We start from the raw sequence: 18,423 nt of genomic DNA, 5'->3' as shown, positions 1-18,423 counted from the left end.
GCCCGAAGCACAAACGAATAGGATTCAAAGTAGGTGAACTGCGCTCATCTATGATGGTGAGGGTGTTGCGTGAAGCGGCGTTACCGGTTGTCAGGCGGCACTTTGAGCGGCATAATCGGTCGCTGGAGCGCCGGTTGGAGCGCCGGTTACTGGCCCGTCCCCTGTCGCCGTTTCTGCATCATCAATGCGGATGCTGTGGGTCAGCCAGGCGCATAGCAAAAAGCCTAGCACCGGCACCCCGACGGCGATTATCGTCAATCCCTGCACACCCGATGCGGTCACGACCGTTTTGGGGTCAAACCCCAATGCCGCCACCAAAATCAGCGAAGCCGCGCCCGCACCGCTGCCCATTTTGTCAAAGAAAATGGCGGCGGCATAGGCGGCACCGCGTACGCTACCGGCCTCTTGTCGTTCATAAGCATTGGCTGCCGCGCCGGTCAGCGATCGCAGCATGAATGGCCCGGCGCCAAAGCCCAGACCCATCAAGGCCATTGCCGCGAGATAGCCGGGGACGCCAAAGCCAAAGGCCAGCGGTTGCGCACCGAATATGGCGGCGAGGTAGAGGCAGGCGATGGTCATCGCCCGGCGGTCACCGATACGCTTGGCGAGCGGTAGCCAGATCGCCATACCGATGGCGGCACAGACAAAGGTGACGGTCAGCCCCAGCGCGAAACGATCTGCTGCGCCGAACAGATATTTGGCAATGAAAAATCCGATGGCGCCATTCGCCATCCATGCGAAATTGATGCAGAATGTTGCGCCACAAATCCGCATGAACGGCCCGCTGAGCAGAAAGGGTTTGAGCAAGCGCAGCGAAAAATGGGCGCCTGCGCGGCCCTCCGCAGGCGGATCGGGCGTGAACAACAGCGTTGCCAGCGTCGCCAGCGTCAGCACAACAATCAGGAATCCACCAGCGGCCATAGCGCGCAATTGCACCGCATCCCCTGTCAGGCTTTCGGCGATAGCTGTGGCGCCAAACAGGCCGAAAATGCCGAGTATCACCGCGATTTCACGATATCCAAACAATCGCGTCAGCGCGGTCGGGCTATGCGCTAGCGCGGCCCCCCAGGCCTGATGCACCACCGATGCCACGGAAAAAGAGATATAGGCGATAGCCCCGGCGGCAAAGAGATAGAGCGGGGAGGGGCTTTCAACGATTGGAAAAAAGACAAGAAAGATCGCCAGCAGATAGAGCGGCAGGATAATCAACGTCCAGGGCTTATAGCGTTGCTTAAATGGCGCGGCATCGACCACCCACCCGATCAAGGGGTCAACAATCGCATCGGTCAGCCGGATCGCCAGCATCGCACTGCCAATCGTGGCCAATGACAGGCCCAGCGTCGCGCTATAATAGCCGGGGATAAAACTGGTGATCGCAATTGTTGTGGCGGTCAGCGGCAACGCATAAATTGCATAAGCCACCAGCACCCCGATCCCCAGCACCCCAGATGCCTCCGGTGAATTTTGTGTGGCCTTCGCCATAATCCGCTCCCCAATCTCACGCCATTCCACCAAAAGTCAGGCCAATGATGAAATGCGTAATGATTGTGAAGCCTATAAAATCCCGAACAAATGATTTCGCACAGGCTTTGGTGAAATGGGCTAATCAATCGGATGCCACCCTGCACCATGACCCATTTCTATGGGGTCGGTTGGAATAGCCCTTGGACTTCCGGATGCGTTTGGTCCTGATTTTGAGGGTGGGAGACCACGAAGGGGACGCGTGATTCCCGAGATGGGCGATGGAAAAGGGCGCGGCCTTTTCCTTGCGCCCTCAAGCTATGCGTTCAAATTCCAGTGCGCGGGTGGCTGTGTCGGCTTTGACCAAGCGGACTTGCATGGCGTCGCCGGGGTTGGTGCCGCGCGCTACGACGCGGGCGACGACGGGGTATTGGCTGAGCTGCATCCTCACGCCGCGTTCGTCTATGTCGGTGACGATGGCGTCGAACGATTGCCCGATTTTGTCCTGCAACACGATGGTTTCGGCAAGGTCTATCACCGCATTATCGACCTGATTGCCTAGTGAATCGGCGCGCGCCATGATTTTGGGGAGGCGTTCAAAGGCGTCAGCAACGACCGGTTCCACCGGCTCGCCATTGGCGACGCTTAATGCTGCGCGCACAATATAGCGGTCGGCCAAGCGGCGGAGTGGTGCGGTCGCATGGGTATAGGTCGCCGCCATCGCCGAATGCCAGGGCGTGACGCCCGCTTCATAAGGCTTATAGCTTGCGCCATTGCCCGCCCGCCGGATCGCGAGCATGAACGCCGCTTGCCGCGCGTCGGCGGGGTCGAGCGTCTTTTCATAATCGCTCAAGGAGGCGCTTTCCGGCCAATCCAGCCCGAACGCGCGTGCGGTATGGCGCAGCCGCCGGATCGCCGGTTCGCCCGGTTCGTCCATCACACGAAATAGACCTGTAGCGTTTGCCTGCAACGCATCGGCTATCGCCAAATTGGTCGCGAGCGACAGCGCCGCATTGTCCTCTTCCGACTGTAGGCGCGGGCGGAACAAAAGTTCGGGCCGCCCTTCGGCATCATGGCCGACCTCCTGTTCGGGCGGATCGACGCGCGCCGCGCCGCGTGCGACTTCGGCGGCCTGCATCCGTCGCGCCAGCTCGGCAAAACCTTGCGGCAAGTCGGTGGGGCGCACGCTGTCATAAGCAAGCTTGGCGCGGCTTTGGATGATCGCGCGCTCCGCCCCGTCCAGTTTCGGCACGCCGTCCGCATCGACCCGCACGGTGAAAACCACCGCAGGGCGCGGGCCGTCGGGGAGCAGGCTGGCCGCATTTTCGCTCAACACCGGCGGATAAAGCCCCGCCTTGCCGTCGGGCATATAGATGGTCGCGCCGCGTTTCCACGCTTCGGCATCAATCACCCCACCATCATCGACAAACCACGCCACATCCGCAATCGCATATTTGAGGATGATGTCCGCGCCCGCAACTTCGATCGCAAAGGCTTGGTCGAGGTCGGTCGAGGTCGCCGGGTCCAACGTCACAAAGGGAAGCGCGGTGCGGTCCTGATGCGCGGTCGGCGCGTGGGTCGCGGCATCATTGGCGGCGGCCAGCACGTCCGGCGGGAAGTCGGGCGGAACCTGGAATTGCTGGCGGATGGTGGCAAGGCCGCTGTTCAGCGTGTGCGTCGGGTCGATCAGGCTTTTCATCGCCCCTTTGCTATCCGCATCCACCCGCGTCGGGCAAGGCTTGAAAAGCCGATGGTGCGGATTCGTTACCTCTTATGCCCCCACCCGTCATTGCGAACCGCGTAGCGGCGCGGCAATCCAGAGTCGTCTCACACAAGCTTTGAGTTCCGTGACTCTGGATTGCCGCGCGCCTATGGCGCTCGCAATGACGGGTGGGGAACGTGGGTAAAAAAGAGAAGCAAACACGCCTTTGTTACACTTTTATTGAAATTATATGTCGCCAATACCTTCTTTTATTGCGCGCGGAACCTGTTTGCTTATAGGGCGTCGGTGCAGTATCAAGCCCCCCGCAGGAGAGCGTAATTTTATGGCGCACACAGCAGATAACCGAACATTGTTACGTCAAGCGCAACGGCGCGATGAAGGCGAACTGGTTCGTTCGCTGCTGGCCGCGCTCGCGGTCGATGCGCCATCTGTCGAAACGGTCAAGGCGCTGGGCCGCAAGATTATCGGCATTGCGAAATCGGGCGACAATAAAGAAACGCTGATTGATGCGTTTATGAACCGCTATCGCCTGTCGACCGAAGAAGGCGTGGTGCTGATGTGCCTTGCCGAAGCCTTGTTGCGCGTTCCCGACGATGAAACCGCCAATGCGCTTATCAAGGACAAGATTGCGGGGCGCGACTGGACCGAAAGCGATGCGCGGTCGGGCAAGATGCTGGTCGATATGTCGGCTTGGGGCCTGTCTTTGGGGTCGGCCACATTGCTGCTCGATCAAATTGGCAGCAAAGCCGCGCCGCTTTCTATTTTGCGCAAACTTATCCGCAAATCGGGCGAGCCGGTCATCCGCCAAGCCGCGCTTGCGGCGATGAAATTGCTCGGCCAGCAATTTGTCATGGGCGAAACGATCGAGGACGCCATCCGCCGCGCCGGCAAAATTGCGCCCGACGAGCTTTGCTCCTTCGATATGCTGGGCGAAGCGGCGCGCACGATGGAAGATGCCGACCGCTATTTTGACAGCTATCGCGATGCCATCAACGTCATCGGTAAATATGCGAAGCCCGGCGATCCGCACGCCAATCACGGCATTTCGATCAAACTGTCCGCGCTCCACCCGCGTTATGAATATTTGCAGGCCGATCGTGTCAAAAGCGAATTGCTGCCCAAGGTGATCGCGCTCGTCGAACAAGCGCGCGCCGTCAATATTCCGATCATGGTCGATGCCGAAGAAAGCGACCGGTTGGAACCGCATATGGATATGTGCGAAGGCGTGGTTGCAGCCGGATTGGCGAGCGACTGGACCGGCTTTGGCATTGTTATCCAAGCCTATCAGAAACGCGCCCCCGAAGCGGTGCAATGGCTCTATGATCTTGCCAAACGCGCACAGGTGAAACTGGCGATGCGGCTCGTTAAAGGCGCTTATTGGGATAGTGAAATCAAGCGCGGCCAAGTGCTCGGCATTGATTATTTCCCGGTCTATACCGCGAAGAATAATACCGACATTTCCTATATGCGGTGCGCGCAGATGCTACACGGCATGACCGACCATCTCTACCCTTGTTTCGCGACGCATAATGCGATGACGGTGGCCTATGTTGCGACCCTGTTCGGCCATAAGGACGACCATGAATTGCAGCGCCTCCACGGCATGGGCGAAGGCGCGCATGATGCTTTGGGCGAAATTAGCGGCCATGCGCGACCCGTGCGTATTTATGCGCCGGTTGGCACCCACCGTGATCTGCTCGCTTATCTGGTGCGGCGCTTGCTGGAGAATGGCGCGAACTCGTCCTTCGTCCACCAATTTTCCGACCCCGATGTGACCGTCGAGGAACTCACCATCGACCCGCGCGAAATGGCGAGCGTGAGCATGATGGGGAGCGGCATCCCGACCGGCACCGAGCTGTTCAATCCGGAACGCCGCAACAGCCAAGGCTATGACATTAACGATCCCGGCGTAGCGGCGGAATTGGTCGCAAGCATGGACAAGGCGCGCGCAGGCAAGCGGCTTGCGGTGCCGCTGGTTGCGGGCATAACCGTGACGGGCGCGCAAGTCCCTGTCACCAATCCCGCGACCGGCGAGACGATTGGCCATGTTATCAATGCCGATAGCGCGGCTGTGGATCGGGCGATTGCTTTGGCGGTTGTGGCGCAGCCTGACTGGTCGCTTGCGGGGGGTGAATGGCGCGCCGAAAAGCTGGAGCGCGCGGCGGATTTGCTCGAAGCTAACACTGCTAACTTCTTGGCGCTGGCGATGGATGAAGCGGGCAAGACTTTGCTCGATGCGATTGCAGAGTTGCGCGAAGCGACTGATTTCCTGCGCTATTATGCGGCCCAAGCGCGCAAGCATTTTGCACGCAATACGACGCTGCCCGGACCCACCGGCGAGCGTAATGAAATGATCCTCGAAGGGAAGGGCGTGTTCGCATGCATCTCGCCGTGGAACTTCCCGCTGGCGATCTTCCTTGGCCAAGTGTCGGCGGCGCTGGTTGCGGGCAATGCGGTGCTTGCCAAGCCTGCCGAACAGACCCCGCTGATCGCCCATGCAGCGGTCAAATTGCTCCATGAAGCGGGTGTGCCGCCCGAAGTCATGGCTTTCTTGCCCGGCGACGGCGAAACGGTCGGTGCGGCGCTTACGGGGCATGACCATGTCGATGGCGTGTGCTTCACCGGCTCGACCGAGGTTGCGAAAATCATCAACCGCAGCCTAGCCGCGCGCGAAGGGCCGATTGCGACGCTTATCGCAGAAACCGGCGGTTTGAACGCGATGATCGTTGATTCCACCGCGCTCCCCGAACAGGTGGCGCGCGATGTGATAGCCTCCTCCTTCCAGAGCGCTGGGCAACGCTGTTCGGCGCTGCGCTTGCTCGTCGTGCAGGAAGATGTTGCCGAAACAATGGTCGATATGGTGCGCGGTGCGATGGCGGAAATGCGCGTCGGCGATCCGGCCAAGCTCACCACCGATGTCGGGCCGATTATCGACGCGGAAGCGCGCGACGGCATTGCCGCCTATATTGAGGACCGCCGCCGCGAAAACCGTGTGTTGGCCGAAGCCACGCGCGCCGAAGATGCGTCACCTGATGGCACTTTCATCCCGCCGACCATCATCCGGCTCGACCGGATTGCCGACATGAAGCGCGAAATTTTCGGGCCGGTGCTGCACGTCGTCACCTTCAAGGCCGAAGAGATGGACGATGTAATCGACCAGATTAACGGGACGGGCTATGGCCTGACGCTTGGTATCCACAGCCGGATTGATGCGGTCGCCGCCCATATTGCCTCGCGTGCGCGGGTCGGCAATATCTATATTAACCGCAACCAGATCGGTGCGATTGTCGGCAGCCAGCCCTTTGGCGGGCGCGGCCTGTCGGGCACCGGTCCCAAAGCGGGCGGTCCTCATTATCTGTTCAGGTTCGCCGAGGAAAAGACATTGTCCACCGATATTACCGCATCGGGCGGCAATACAGCCTTGATGACCCGCTAAGGCCGGTCCGAAGGGGAGGGAAAGAGAAATGCTGCATTTTGCAAAGCCGGTATGTCTGGCGGCGGGCCTGTTTGCGCTCGCGGCTTGCTCCGGCCCGATCCAGACGCGCATTGATACCGCCATCCTACACGCGCCGGAACGGGGTGCGACCTATATTTTGGCGGTGCCCGAAGGACCGCCCGCGCCCTTGGCGGTGGAAGCAGCGCGGTTGCTCGAAGGGCGTCTGTCGGCGCTAGGTCTCACCCGCACCGATGATGCGGAGGCCGCCCATTATGCCGCATCCCTGTCTGTCTCCGACCGGCCTGCCGATATGAGTTATGCGGTCGATGGCGCGCCGCTTGCCAAGGCCAAAAAACGTCGCGCGCTGCAAAGCTGCAAGGATCGGGAAATTGGTATTAAATTGGTGCTAATGCGGGTCAAGGACGCCGCAATTGCCTATCGCGGCATGGCCGAAGAATATCATTGCAAGGCCAAAGCGGTGGACGTGATGCCGTTCTTGCTCGATTCCGCGCTCAGCGGCTTTTCCGGCCAAAACGGACAGCGGACCATCGAACGGCAAGGCGTCGAATAACGCGCCCTTAAGGCTCGAAATCAAGGTCGGCGCCATCATCGCCCGCTGCGGGAAATTCGATGATGAAATGCGCGCCTTTCTGCGCTTCGCCGGTTTCGGCGCGGATATTACCGCCATGCCGGTCCACCACCGTCAGCACAAAGTTGAGGCCCAATCCTGCGCCCTCGACCCCTTCGACCGGCTGTGTCACAGGGGCCGCCCCTTTGGCAAAGCGGGTGAACAGCCGCTCGGCCAAATCCCCCTCGATCCCGCGCCCTTCGTCGATCAGGTCGCAGCGGATTATGTCTCCCTCTCGCGATAAATGCGCGGAAATCACGCCTTTGTCGGGGCTATATTTGACCGCATTGTCGAACAGGTTGCAAAAGGCGCGGTGCAAGGTGCCGGGCTCGCCCATCACCCAATATTCACCGCGATCCGCGCGCGACACTTTGATACGGATACCGCGCCGGTGGGCGAGCGTGTAGAGCGCGTCGGCGGCTTCCTGCACAATGTCGCCAAGGTCCATAAATTCCGGCTCGAAGTCGGTGCCTTTCAACCGCGCCAGATGGACGAAATTGTCCGCCAGGGTCAGCGTGCGCCGCGCATAATTGCGCAGCCGGTCATAATCCTTGACCGCCAGCGGTTTGGCCGGAACCCCGTCGAGCAGCGCCAATATCGAGCTTTGCGGCGAGCGCATATCATGGGTCAGAAGCTGGAGCAGTTCCTCGCGTTCTTCCGCCGCCCGCTTTTGCCCGGTCACATCGGCCAGATAATATAAAAGCCCGCGCAATTCGCCATTATCTGCGCGCACATGAAGGCTGCGGATTTCATAGCTGCGCCCCGCGCGCGACTGGAACGTGATGCGATGTTCTTCATCCAGTCCGGGCTTGAGATCGTCGAAATAGCGCCGGTCTTCGGGGATAGCGATGCCGCGCAGCAGATTGAGCGCCTGATCATGATAGAGCGCGGTGCCGAACAATTCCGCCGCATCCTCATTGGCGAGCCGCACCCGCCCGCTGCTGTCCACCAGCATCATCGGGTCGGGAAGCTGTTCCAATATGTCGGACACGATGCGCCGCAATTCGCGCACCTCCGAAATCGCCTGTTCCAGCCGGAACGCGCGTTGCCCGACATAGTCGCTGAGCGCGGGCATCGCTTGCGCCGACGGGAGGATATTATCCTCGCGGCTGATGCGGTTTAGCTGGGTGCCGACAAAATCATCCATCGCCTGCAACCGCCGCCAGCCCCATAAAGGATAAACCAGCGCCACGCCGATCAGCGCAGGACTGGGCGGCACCCATAGCCCGAAGCGCAACAACAGGATGCGGATGAGGAAAATCGCTATGATAAGGAGCAAGGTGAGGATGAGCGTGGTGCGCGGGCGCAGCAACCAGAAACTCACCAGCAATAAGGCAATCGGCGCAAGCGAACTGAGCGCAAGCACAAGCGGGCGCACCTCGCGGATCGCCTTGCCTTGCTCCATTGCATTGAGCACATTGGCCATCAGCTCGACCCCATATGCGGTGCCGCCGCGTCCGGTAGGCGTCGGGTGAATATCGCCCATGCCCGAAGCCGCCGCCCCCACGAGCACCAGCTTATCCTTGATAAGCGCAGGGGGGACTTCCCCGTTCAGCACGCTCGCAAAGCTGATGGTGGAAAAGCCGCCGCCCTTGGCCTGATAGCTGATAAGCGCCTCATGGTCGGTGCCGCTGCTGCGCGCCCACATATGCGATGGCCGACCATGTTCGATGCGGTAAAGCTCCTCCATCATATGGAGCGTGCGGTCCGCGCCATCGCCAAAGCTTAACGGCACACGGCGCACCACGCCGTCGCTATCATAAGCGAGGCTGACATGGCCGACAGCTTTGGCCGCTTGCGCAAGCTCGGGGATGGGTTTCACCACATCATAAGGCGCACCATTGAGGCCGGGCACACTATAGGCTTGCGGCAGCACAACCGGCGTGCCGAGCGCGACAGCGCGGGCAAGCGCGCTATCATCGGCGGGGAGCGCGGGGTCGGGGAATAATACGTCATAAGCGACGGCCCGCGCGCCGCTCTGGTGGAGCCGCTCGACCATGCGCGCATGGAGATCGCGCGGCCAAGGCCAGCGCCCCAACTGCTTCAAACTGTCATCGTCAATCGTGACCAGCAGGATGCGCTCGTCAACTGCAGGCTGGAACAAGCCCAGCGCGCGGTCATAAATGATATTATCCACCCGCCGCGTCATGCCGGTATAGGATAGGGCAAACACAAATAAGGTCGCGATCAACGCAACCAGCAGCCATTCAAACCATAAACGGCGGCGGATAGGGATGGGGGTATAGGCGACCGTCGGAGGCCGACGCTCATTCTTCACGGGCGATAATCAGCTTTTCGGCTGTGGTCCAACTGTCGGTGACAGCGCCATCGTCGAAAACCGAAATGCCGACGCGCCAATACCAGGTGCCGGGCGGAAGGCGGTCGAGGCGTATCTCGCTTTTGGCCAAGCCCGGTTCGTCAATATAAGGCGTCGATTCCACACTATCACGATAAAGCTGGAAGCGGTGGACAATCTTGCCTTCGCCCATCGCATCCCATTTGAACAGGACGCTGCCATCGCTGGCAAACGGCGCGGCGCTTCCCTTGACCGACGACAGGCGGCGGGCAAAGCCGTAATTGGCGGGGAAGCCTTCAAATCCGTTAGGCGAAAGCGCCGACACGCGCACATAATAGCGGCCATTGGGAATGGACGGATAGGTGATAACCGGCGTGTCCGATCGCGTTTCGGCAAATTGTTCGGACAAGGAAGCGTCGGTTGCGAAAATGGCGTGATAGCGGGTAGCCCCGCTCACCGGTGCCACTTCGAACGACAATGTTTCATCCTTTTGCACCTTGCCGGGGCGCACCAGTTCGGGCGCGGGCAGGAGATTTTCGGCGATGTTGCGACCATCGCTGGTCACCGCCAGCCCTTCGCCTTTGACGACAGGCGTGGTCGGGCTGCCCTTGGCGGCCGCGCCCACTTCGACCGTGCCTTCCAGCACTTCGGTGAGCGAGGGGACTTCATCGCCTTCCAGCTTGATGCGGAATTCGGTGCCGCGCACTGCGCTCACCGCAATGGGCGTGCGGATGCGATAGCGGCTGTCCGGATTTTTGAGCGGCGCGGCTTTGGTCTGGAGGCGGCCCTTGTCCACCGCAATTTCATAATCGAGCGCCTGATTGATGCTATATTCGCGCAGGCGCGCAATACGCACCAGACTTTGCGAGGGGATAGACACGCGGCTGCCATTGGACAGTTGCAGCGTAACAAAGCCACCTTGCCCGGTCGCAATCGCAATGCCTTCGCCCAATTCCATACCGACCGTAGGCGCGCCGGTCTTGCCGACGCCGACATCGCCGCGCCATGCGACCAGCCGCGCTTTTTCGGGACGATATTTGAGATAGGCGACGGGGATGCGGATGACCGTCCCCACCGGCACCGCGCGCGGATTGGCGATGCGGTTCAGCCGCTGCACTTTTTCCACCGCCGTCATGGTCGACATATGGCGCTGGGCTAGGACGTAGAGATTGTCGCCCTGTTTCATGCGATAATGGAGCATATCGCCGTGGACCATGCCGCCGCGGACCATGCCGGGAGTCGCGCGCGCCGCATTGCTGCTTTGCGCATATGAAGGGGTAAGCGGCACGGACAGGCCGCCCAGCATCAAAGCCGCCAGCAGCATAGTCGCGCCGGCGGGCTTTTGCGGAGAGCATTTGCTCAGTTCAAGGACTCTTCGGTCAGACATTCCAAACGATACCCATAACCAAATACGGTCTGGACGCGATAGCCATTCTCCGCGGTTAATTCCAGCTTTGAACGGATTCGCGATACGTGCATGTCCAAGGTGCGGGTCGGGAGATCGGCCACACTATTCCATAAAGTCTGCAACAGATAGGAACGCGACAAGGCGCGGTTGAGGTTGCGGAAGAACATCAGAGCAAGACTATATTCTTTCGCTGTCAGAATGACTTCCTCACCCTTCACGCGGATGGTGCGGTTGATATAATCGAATGTGTAAGGGCCAATATCTTCGACACGGACACTCGGATCCACCTTGACCGTGCGGCGTAAAACAGCGGCCATGCGGGCGGCAATTATTTCCGGCACTTCGGGCTTCACAATATAATCATCGGCTCCCGCCTGAAGCGCGGTGGCGATGTCGCGCTTGTCGGCGCGACTCGTGAGCATGATGACCGGCGGCGCTTCATCCATCGTGTCGCGGATGACTTCCAGCGTCTCGATGCCGGACTTGCCCGGCATGTTCCAGTCAAGCATGACCAGATCATAGGTATCGCGGCGCAACGCCGTCAGCAGATGGTCGCCATTGGCGAACGTCTGGCTGTTATATCCTTGGTCTTTTACAATTCCGGCGATGTAATCCGACATCGTATTGTCGTCATCGGCAATAGCGATACGCATTTTATTTCCCTTCACCTGTGCGGGAAACTTCCTCTTCCCGCACTTCCCCTTACACGTCCGTAAATCTGGTTTTTTTACAAACGCGCGTAACGATGAAGAGTATCCGTTGAAAAATAAACCTGTAACCGCAAATAGTTACAAGGATTTACAATAGATTTTACATTGGATTTTACACTAATTGGTTGCAGTTGTTGCCAAAAGCCGTCCCCCGGCCGTCCTGCAACCGGTGCGGGGCTGTGATAGGCTTTGTTACAAAATCACGGCGCGGGGCGGCCCCTTTACGGCGCGAGCAGCCATTCCCACCCCAGCGAGTCGCCATCCATCAGCGCGACGCCTTGCGCAGCCATCGCGTCGCGGATGCGGTCGGAGGCGGCATAATCTTTGGCCTCGCGCGCCTGTTTGCGCTCGGCAATCGCGGCGTCGATTTCGATTTCGCTGATGGTCGCGGCCTTGGGACGCAGGCGCAAGTCGGCGCGCGACAAAGTGAGGAGCGCAAAGCCCGTCACATCATCCATGTGCGCAATCGTCGCAAGCTTTTGCGCAGCATCTATTTTTTTGAGCGCAATCGCCTCTTCCAATATTGTGAGCGCAATCGGCGTGTTGAGGTCATCCGATATGGCCGCATCAAAACGCGCGAGCAATTCGGTCAATTTGGGGTGGGTAATCTCCGTTGCGGCCCCGGTCGTCTCGCGCAACTGGCTGACCGCCATGACCATGCGTTTCAACCGTGTGAGCGCCGCGCCCAGATTGTCCCAGCTAAATTCCAGCTCGCTGCGATAATGGGCCTGCAAGCACATCATACGATAGCCGAGCGGGTGATAGCCTTTATCGATCAAAAGCTGGAGCCGCAAAAATTCGCCGCTGGACTTCGACATTTTACCCGTGCGGTCGACGAGGAAATTATTGTGCATCCACATCCGCGCGCCGGTATCGGCGGCGCAGCTATGGGCCTGGTTCTGCGCAATCTCGTTGGGATGGTGGATTTCGCGATGGTCGATGCCGCCGGTATGAATGTCGAACGGCATACCGAGCAGCGCCTCGCTCATTACCGAACATTCAAGATGCCAGCCCGGCGCACCTTTGCCCCAAGGGGAATCCCATTCCATCTGCCGCTTTTCGCCCTCCGGCGTTTTGCGCCAGATGGCAAAGTCGGCGGGGTGGCGCTTGCCGTCGACCGGATCAATGCGGCTTTCACCCTCATCGGTCCCATGGCGCGCAAGGCGGCCATAATCGGGCACGGTGCTGGTATCGAAATAAAGCCCGCTCTCCAGTTGGTAGCAATGGTTGTCGGCAATTTTTTCGGCAAATGCGATCATCTGCGGCACATAATCGGTCGCAATCGACCAATGCGCAGGCTGACGGATATTAAGCGCCTTCACATCGTCCCAATAGGCTTCGGTATAAAAGCGGGCAATGTCCCAGATCGATTGGGCTTTTTCCGCTGCGGCCTTTTCAAGCTTATCCTCGCCCGCATCCGCGTCGTCGGTCAGATGGCCGACATCGGTGATGTTGATGACATGGCGCAACGTATAGCCCTTCCACGTCAGCACACGCCCCAGCGTGTCGGCAAACACATAAGCGCGCATATTGCCGATATGCGGGAAATTATAGACGGTGGGGCCACAGCTATAAACGCGCGCTTCGCCCTCATGCACCGGATCGAACGGCTTTAACGCGCGGGTCAGGCTGTCAAACAGCGTGAGCGGGGCAGTGGGGGTAACAGGCTGGGCGTAAGGCTTGGTGGCAGGATGGGCGTCTGGATGCGTCATGCGGTCCTTTTGGCGGAAACTTTCCTGCCGTCAACCGCCTTGCGAAAGGGGGCTTGCCATCCTATCTGCTGCATTGACTGTGATTTCCAAAAGGGGATAGCCTGACCATGACGACCTTCGACGACCGCGAACGCGCTTTTGAAACCAAATTTGCCCGCGACGAGGAAATGAATTTCCGTGTCAATGCGCGCCGCAACAAGCTGGTCGGCCAATGGGCGGCAGAAAAAATGGGCCTGACCCCCGAAGAAACCGACGCCTATGCCAAAAGCGTGGTGCAGGCCGATTTCGAAGAAGCGGGCGATGAAGATGTGGTCCGCAAATTGTTAGGCGATCTGGTCTCGGCCGGTATCGACATTGACGATGCCGGTATCCGTCAGGCGCTCGATGAAAAGCTTATCGAAGCGCGCCGCCAGTTGATGAGCGAGATTTGAGGCCTATTCCGCCATGCCGATGAGCGCCGAAACGATTGAAACCATGATCCGCGATGCGATCCCCGATGCGCAGGTGACGATCACCGACCTAGCCGGTGATGGCGACCATTATGCCGCGCATGTCGTGTCCGAAAGCTTTCGCGGGATCCCGCGCATCAAGCAACAGCGCGCGGTTTATGCCGCGCTCGGCGAACATATGGGCACGACTTTGCACGCGCTCCAACTCACCACAGCCCTTCCCGAATAGGCCCCGAACAGGAGACTGCCATGTCCACCCCCGCCCAATCCCGCATCGATGCTCTCGTCAAGAATAACGACGTTGTGCTGTTCATGAAGGGCTCGCCCCTTTTCCCGCAATGCGGCTTTTCCAGCCGTGCGATTGCCATCCTCGACCATCTCGGCGTCAAATATGAAAGCGTTGACGTTTTGCAGGACATGGAAGTGCGCCAGGGCATCAAGGAATATTCCGACTGGCCGACCATCCCCCAGCTTTATGTGAAGGGCGAATTTGTCGGCGGCTCCGACATTATGATGGAAATGTATGAAGCGGGCGAACTGCAACAGCTCATGGCCGACGAAGGCGTCGCGACAGCCGAGGGCTGAGCCTTCTTCATTATTTATCAAAGATATGCCGATACGGGTGAGGGCGGGCCAGACCGGGGACCAGACCGGAACTGGCCCGCCTCTCTCTAGAGCGAGACACTCAGGAACAATTTAATCTATGCAGCGCGCGTGCCAATTTGCGGCACGCGCGGATTTCTGCGCTGCCTGATGGTGTGCGGTTTATTAACGCGCCGCTTGGGTGTAAAAATGCCCGACAATCAACGGGATGGGGATAGTCTCCGGCGAGCGTGCGTGTCCGCACGTATCAACGCGGGCGGGCTGTGGTTTCAAATTGTCGGGATGCCGGGTGAGGGCGGGTCGGATCAGGGACCAATCCGATCCGAACCCGCCTCTCTGGAGCGAAACACTCAGGAATATCGTAAACTATGCACCGCGCGTGCCATTTTAGGCCAAACGCCGGTTTCTGCCGCTTTTGATGGTAAGCAAAAGATGAACGCAGCGTAGCTTTGTAAAGAATCCCGACAAAATGAGGCGCGCGCCGCCGTTTGCTTTTTCCCCGCGCCCAACCCCGCGCCCTAAAATCGCCCCGCACAAAGACGGCAACCCGATCCAACAAATCCTTCAAAAGCTGCGCAGGATTTGCCACAAGGCCGGTCATGAATATTCCGCCTCCCGGTCCTGTCGGCCTGATCGAACAGGTTGAGCCTTTGGTGCAGCGATTGCTCGCGGGCAATCCGTCGCCTTACACCTATACCGGCACGCAAACCTATATTGTCGGCAGCGGCAAGGATGTTGCGGTGATTGACCCCGGCCCCGACGATGCCGACCATCTGGAAGCCCTTATCCAAGCGGTGGGCGCGCGCGCCATCATTGCGATCATGTGCACCCACACGCACCGCGACCATAGTCCGGCGGCGCTGTTGCTCCAGCAAAGAACCGGTGCGCCGATTATCGGCTGTGCGCCCCTCGTCCTCGACGATAGCGGCCCGCGCGCTGACGCATCGTTCGACCGGACCTATCGCGCCGATGCGGTCATGGCCGATGGCGACAATGTGCGCGGCGAAGGCTGGACACTGACGGCGGTTGCGACCCCTGGCCATACATCGAACCATCTTTGTTATGCGCTGGAGGAAAGCGGCGCGCTGTTTACCGGCGACCATATTATGGGCTGGTCCACCAGCGTCATTTCCCCGCCCGATGGCGATATGGCGGCCTATATGGATAGCCTCCAAAAGCTGATCGACCGGCCTCAGGACCGCATCTATTATCCCGCCCACGGCGCGCCGGTGGATAAGCCGCAACGTCTCGCGCGCGGTATGATGGGCCACCGCAAGCAGCGCGAAGGGCAGATTGTGCGGATGCTTGAACGCGGGGCGCAACGCATCGACCATTTTGTCGCCGAAATGTATAAAGGCCTCGACCCGCGCCTGCACGGAGCGGCGGGCCGATCGGTGCTTGCCCATTTGCTCGAATTGCAGATCCGGGGCCGCGTTACCGAAGATGCCGATGGCGTGTGGAGCCTCACCGGATGAGCGGGGCATTGCCCGGCGGCAACCGCATATGGGGATGGGGCATTGCCGCCCTCATCCTTATCGGTCTCCTCGCCGGATGGAAGAGTCGCCGCGCTGCCACCCCTGATGGCGACCCGCAAATGATCGTGCAGGCCAGCCTTGAAACGCTGAAAGAACAGCAAGTTCTGACGCCCTTCATCGCGCGCTATGTCGCGGTGGTGCCGCAAACCACAACGTCGGCGGGGTCGCCGCAACTGCTGCTCGTCCCCGGCACGGTGCGTTATGAAGTCGATGTCGAAGGCGTGCGCGCTTCCGATCTTGAATGGAACGCAACGACCAAGGAGCTGGAGATAAAGCTCCCGAAATTGCGCGTGAACGGGCCGGATATTATCCATGACGCGATTGCGCGCTGGCGCGGCGGGGGCAAGCCGGTTCCGCTCGCCAAAAAAGAGGGCGGCATCGACCGCGCCAGCCGCCGCAACGCCGAAGCGCAACTCCTCGAACAAGCCCGCGCCAAAGGCCCGATGGAACAGGCCAAAGCGGCGGTGCGCGCTATCGTCAAGCGCAGCTTTAGCGCACCGCTCAAATCCGCCGGGGTGGATGCAGGCGTCAAAGTCTATTTCGCTGACGAAGGCTGAGCCTTACCGCGCCGTTAAAATATTGGTAGTGGCTTTGAAGATCGGTTATATCCCTCACCGGGTTCGCACTACATCCTGTTTATGGGGAGGTATGCGCGATGGGGGACGTATCACGACAATCGGCGCGTGCGCTGCGCGGGGAGCCGCGCCTTTTCTTTTACATTGCACTTACTTGTTTAGCTATTGTGCTGCTCGGTTTCGGCATGAACGCAGCGTTGGGCCGTGCGAATTTTAGCGTGCTGGGCGTAGCGGTCTATTTTCATGGTCTTATCTATATCGGGTGGTGTCTGCTTGCGGTTACGCAACCTTCGCTAATTGCCCAAGGCGAACGCAAAAAGCACCGGTTACAAGGTTGGATCGGCGTCGGGCTTGCTGTCCTCATGGGGGTAAGCGGTCTGTGGGTGACAGTCCGGGGTATCGAGGCCGGACGGTTACAGCCACCAAATATCTTCCTGATGCTCAATATATTGACGGTAGCCGGATTCTGGACGCTGGTCGCTGCGGCCATCATGAAGCGTCGTGATATGGCGTGGCATAGCAGGCTTATGACCTGTTCGACCATCATCATTACCGGTCCAGCTTGGGCGCGCATTTTACCGATGGATCTGCTCGGGCCTGCGGGCTTGTTCGCAATTTCACTGGCCGTGCTGGCGTTGGTCGCGTGGGGTGCCCTTTATGATCGGCGTCGGCGGGGGCGTATCCATCCGGCTTGGTATTGGGGCGGCGGGGTCGCGGCGCTGATAGGACCTGTCGCGCCGCCGCTCGCTTTCATCCCGGCGGTGGTCGAATGGGCCGCAAGGATCGCATCTTCCTGAAGCGCGAACCGTTGCAAAGTTCGGTATCACCCCTTGCGCAATCAGCCTGCTGCCGCCATTTAGAAGGCAAATATAAAGGGATGAATGATGGACGCACGTAACGGTATCGGCGGCACCTTGCAGGGTGTCGATATTCGCGCAGAGATTGAACGTTTGCGCAAAGAGCGCAATGCGGTGATCCTCGCCCATTATTATCAAAAGCCGGAAATCCAGGATATTGCCGATTTTGTCGGCGACAGCCTTGAATTGTCGCGCAAAGCGGCGGAAACCGACGCCGATGTTATCGCTTTTTGCGGGGTCAAATTCATGGCCGATACCGCCAAGATTTTGTCGCCCGAAAAAATTGTCGTGCTGCCTGATCTGGACGCCGGATGCAGCCTTGAAGATAGCTGCCCGCCCGCGCAGTTCAAAGCATTTCGCGAAGCGCATCCCGACCATATTGCGCTCACCTATATCAACTGTTCGACCGAGGTGAAGGCGCTATCCGATGTGATTGTGACCTCGTCCTCGGCGGAAAAAATTCTGTCGCAAATCCCGCCCGAACAGAAAATCATCTTTGGCCCCGACAAGCATCTGGGCGGCTATTTGTCGCGCAAGCTGGGCCGCGAGATGCTGTTATGGCCGGGCGTGTGCATCGTCCATGAAGCGTTTAGCGAAACCGAGCTGATCAAATTGAAGGCGCAGCATCCCGACGCGCCGGTCGCTGCCCACCCCGAATGTCCGGGCTATATTGTCGAACATGCCGATTATGTGGGCTCCACCAGCGGCATTTTAAATTATGCCAAGACGATGGAAGGCGACACGCTGATTGTCGCGACCGAACCGCATATCATCCACCAGATGGAAAAAGCGGTGCCGGAAAAGACTTTTATCGGCGCACCGGGCGCGGACGGCAACTGTAACTGTAATGTCTGCCCCTATATGGCATTGAACACGATGGAAAAACTCTATCTCGCGCTCCGCGATCTGGAGCCGCGTGTCGAAATTGACGAAGAATTGCGCCTCGCCGCCAAGCGCAGCCTCGACAAGATGCTGGAGATGGCCTCAAGCACAGTCGGGCAGGGCGATGTGGGGCCGCGGCCTTAACAAC

At 59.4% G+C, this 18,423-nt stretch carries 15 protein-coding genes; 9 read left to right on the top strand and 6 right to left on the bottom strand.

What is annotated here, in order from left to right; genetic code table 11:
* Positions 1-90: 90 nt before the first annotated feature.
* Both DMP17_RS06675 and DMP17_RS06670 read right to left on the bottom strand, forming a co-directional pair.
* Positions 91-1,482 carry an MFS transporter gene (locus tag DMP17_RS06675; protein ID WP_337828282.1) on the bottom strand — a complete coding sequence of 464 codons (1,392 nt, stop codon included), beginning with the start codon at positions 1,480-1,482 and terminating at the stop codon, positions 91-93.
* 292 nt (positions 1,483-1,774) lie between these two features.
* Entirely contained in the window at positions 1,775-3,067 is a 1,293-nt protein-coding gene (locus DMP17_RS06670) for an RNB domain-containing ribonuclease (protein ID WP_337828281.1), read from the bottom strand.
* Between the two features lie 439 nt (positions 3,068-3,506).
* Here DMP17_RS06670 and putA point away from each other — a divergent pair, with 439 nt between their 5' ends.
* Entirely contained in the window at positions 3,507-6,620 is a 3,114-nt protein-coding gene (gene putA, locus DMP17_RS06665) for a bifunctional proline dehydrogenase/L-glutamate gamma-semialdehyde dehydrogenase PutA (protein ID WP_337828280.1), read from the top strand.
* A gap of 28 nt (positions 6,621-6,648) precedes the next feature.
* Entirely contained in the window at positions 6,649-7,191 is a 543-nt protein-coding gene (locus tag DMP17_RS06660) for a hypothetical protein (RefSeq protein ID WP_337828279.1), read from the top strand.
* A gap of 7 nt (positions 7,192-7,198) precedes the next feature.
* On the opposite strand, the gene DMP17_RS06655 is transcribed toward DMP17_RS06660, so the two are convergent.
* From DMP17_RS06655 to cysS, 4 genes are all read right to left on the bottom strand, one after another.
* Positions 7,199-9,421, bottom strand: coding sequence for a CHASE2 domain-containing protein (locus DMP17_RS06655; RefSeq protein WP_337829767.1), 2,223 nt, complete (start codon positions 9,419-9,421; stop codon positions 7,199-7,201).
* Between the two features lie 94 nt (positions 9,422-9,515).
* Positions 9,516-10,868, bottom strand: a complete 1,353-nt coding sequence (locus DMP17_RS06650; protein ID WP_337828278.1) for a FecR family protein — start codon at positions 10,866-10,868, stop codon at positions 9,516-9,518.
* Between the two features lie 35 nt (positions 10,869-10,903).
* Positions 10,904-11,605, bottom strand: coding sequence for a response regulator transcription factor (locus DMP17_RS06645; protein ID WP_337828277.1), 702 nt, complete (start codon positions 11,603-11,605; stop codon positions 10,904-10,906).
* Positions 11,606-11,883: 278 nt separating this feature from the next.
* Positions 11,884-13,374, bottom strand: a complete 1,491-nt coding sequence (gene cysS / locus DMP17_RS06640) for a cysteine--tRNA ligase (protein WP_337828276.1) — start codon at positions 13,372-13,374, stop codon at positions 11,884-11,886.
* Between the two features lie 107 nt (positions 13,375-13,481).
* Here cysS and DMP17_RS06635 point away from each other — a divergent pair, with 107 nt between their 5' ends.
* From DMP17_RS06635 to nadA, 7 genes are all read left to right on the top strand, one after another.
* A complete protein-coding gene (locus DMP17_RS06635; RefSeq protein ID WP_337828275.1) occupies positions 13,482-13,805 on the top strand; it encodes a DUF1476 domain-containing protein in 324 nt (107 codons plus the stop codon).
* Positions 13,806-13,824: 19 nt separating this feature from the next.
* Positions 13,825-14,052, top strand: coding sequence for a BolA family protein (locus DMP17_RS06630; RefSeq protein ID WP_337828274.1), 228 nt, complete (start codon positions 13,825-13,827; stop codon positions 14,050-14,052).
* Positions 14,053-14,072: 20 nt separating this feature from the next.
* Positions 14,073-14,408 (top strand): Grx4 family monothiol glutaredoxin, encoded by a 336-nt coding sequence (gene grxD, locus DMP17_RS06625; RefSeq protein ID WP_337828273.1) that lies wholly within the window; start codon positions 14,073-14,075, stop codon positions 14,406-14,408.
* 506 nt (positions 14,409-14,914) lie between these two features.
* Positions 14,915-15,901: an MBL fold metallo-hydrolase gene (locus tag DMP17_RS06620; protein ID WP_337828272.1), complete on the top strand. Its 987-nt coding sequence runs from the start codon at positions 14,915-14,917 to the stop codon at positions 15,899-15,901.
* A complete protein-coding gene (locus DMP17_RS06615; protein ID WP_337828271.1) occupies positions 15,898-16,518 on the top strand; it encodes a DUF4230 domain-containing protein in 621 nt (206 codons plus the stop codon). The genes DMP17_RS06620 and DMP17_RS06615 overlap by 4 nt, the downstream gene beginning before the upstream one ends.
* A 185-nt stretch (positions 16,519-16,703) precedes the next feature.
* Positions 16,704-17,333, top strand: a complete 630-nt coding sequence (locus tag DMP17_RS06610; RefSeq protein ID WP_337828270.1) for a hypothetical protein — start codon at positions 16,704-16,706, stop codon at positions 17,331-17,333.
* A gap of 84 nt (positions 17,334-17,417) precedes the next feature.
* Positions 17,418-18,419, top strand: coding sequence for a quinolinate synthase NadA (gene nadA / locus DMP17_RS06605; protein ID WP_337828269.1), 1,002 nt, complete (start codon positions 17,418-17,420; stop codon positions 18,417-18,419).
* The last annotated feature ends 4 nt before the right edge of the window (positions 18,420-18,423 follow it).

It is taken from the genome of Pseudonocardia sp. TMWB2A (assembly GCF_017312135.1).
Note: the sequence above shows the minus strand (reverse complement) of the source record. Positions and strands in the feature narration are given on the sequence as shown.

Bases quoted from the DNA above. Each gene is read 5' to 3' on its own strand.
- DMP17_RS06675 (WP_337828282.1), bottom strand. From the start codon at position 1,482: ATGGCGAAGGCCACACAAAATTCACCGGAGGCATCTGGGGTGCTGGGG.
- putA (WP_337828280.1), top strand. From the start codon at position 3,507: ATGGCGCACACAGCAGATAACCGAACATTGTTACGTCAAGCGCAACGG.
- DMP17_RS06660 (WP_337828279.1), top strand. From the start codon at position 6,649: ATGCTGCATTTTGCAAAGCCGGTATGTCTGGCGGCGGGCCTGTTTGCG.
- DMP17_RS06650 (WP_337828278.1), bottom strand. From the start codon at position 10,868: ATGCTGCTGGCGGCTTTGATGCTGGGCGGCCTGTCCGTGCCGCTTACC.
- DMP17_RS06645 (WP_337828277.1), bottom strand. From the start codon at position 11,605: ATGCGTATCGCTATTGCCGATGACGACAATACGATGTCGGATTACATC.
- cysS (WP_337828276.1), bottom strand. From the start codon at position 13,374: ATGACGCATCCAGACGCCCATCCTGCCACCAAGCCTTACGCCCAGCCT.
- DMP17_RS06635 (WP_337828275.1), top strand. From the start codon at position 13,482: ATGACGACCTTCGACGACCGCGAACGCGCTTTTGAAACCAAATTTGCC.
- DMP17_RS06630 (WP_337828274.1), top strand. From the start codon at position 13,825: ATGAGCGCCGAAACGATTGAAACCATGATCCGCGATGCGATCCCCGAT.
- grxD (WP_337828273.1), top strand. From the start codon at position 14,073: ATGTCCACCCCCGCCCAATCCCGCATCGATGCTCTCGTCAAGAATAAC.
- DMP17_RS06615 (WP_337828271.1), top strand. From the start codon at position 15,898: ATGAGCGGGGCATTGCCCGGCGGCAACCGCATATGGGGATGGGGCATT.
- nadA (WP_337828269.1), top strand. From the start codon at position 17,418: ATGATGGACGCACGTAACGGTATCGGCGGCACCTTGCAGGGTGTCGAT.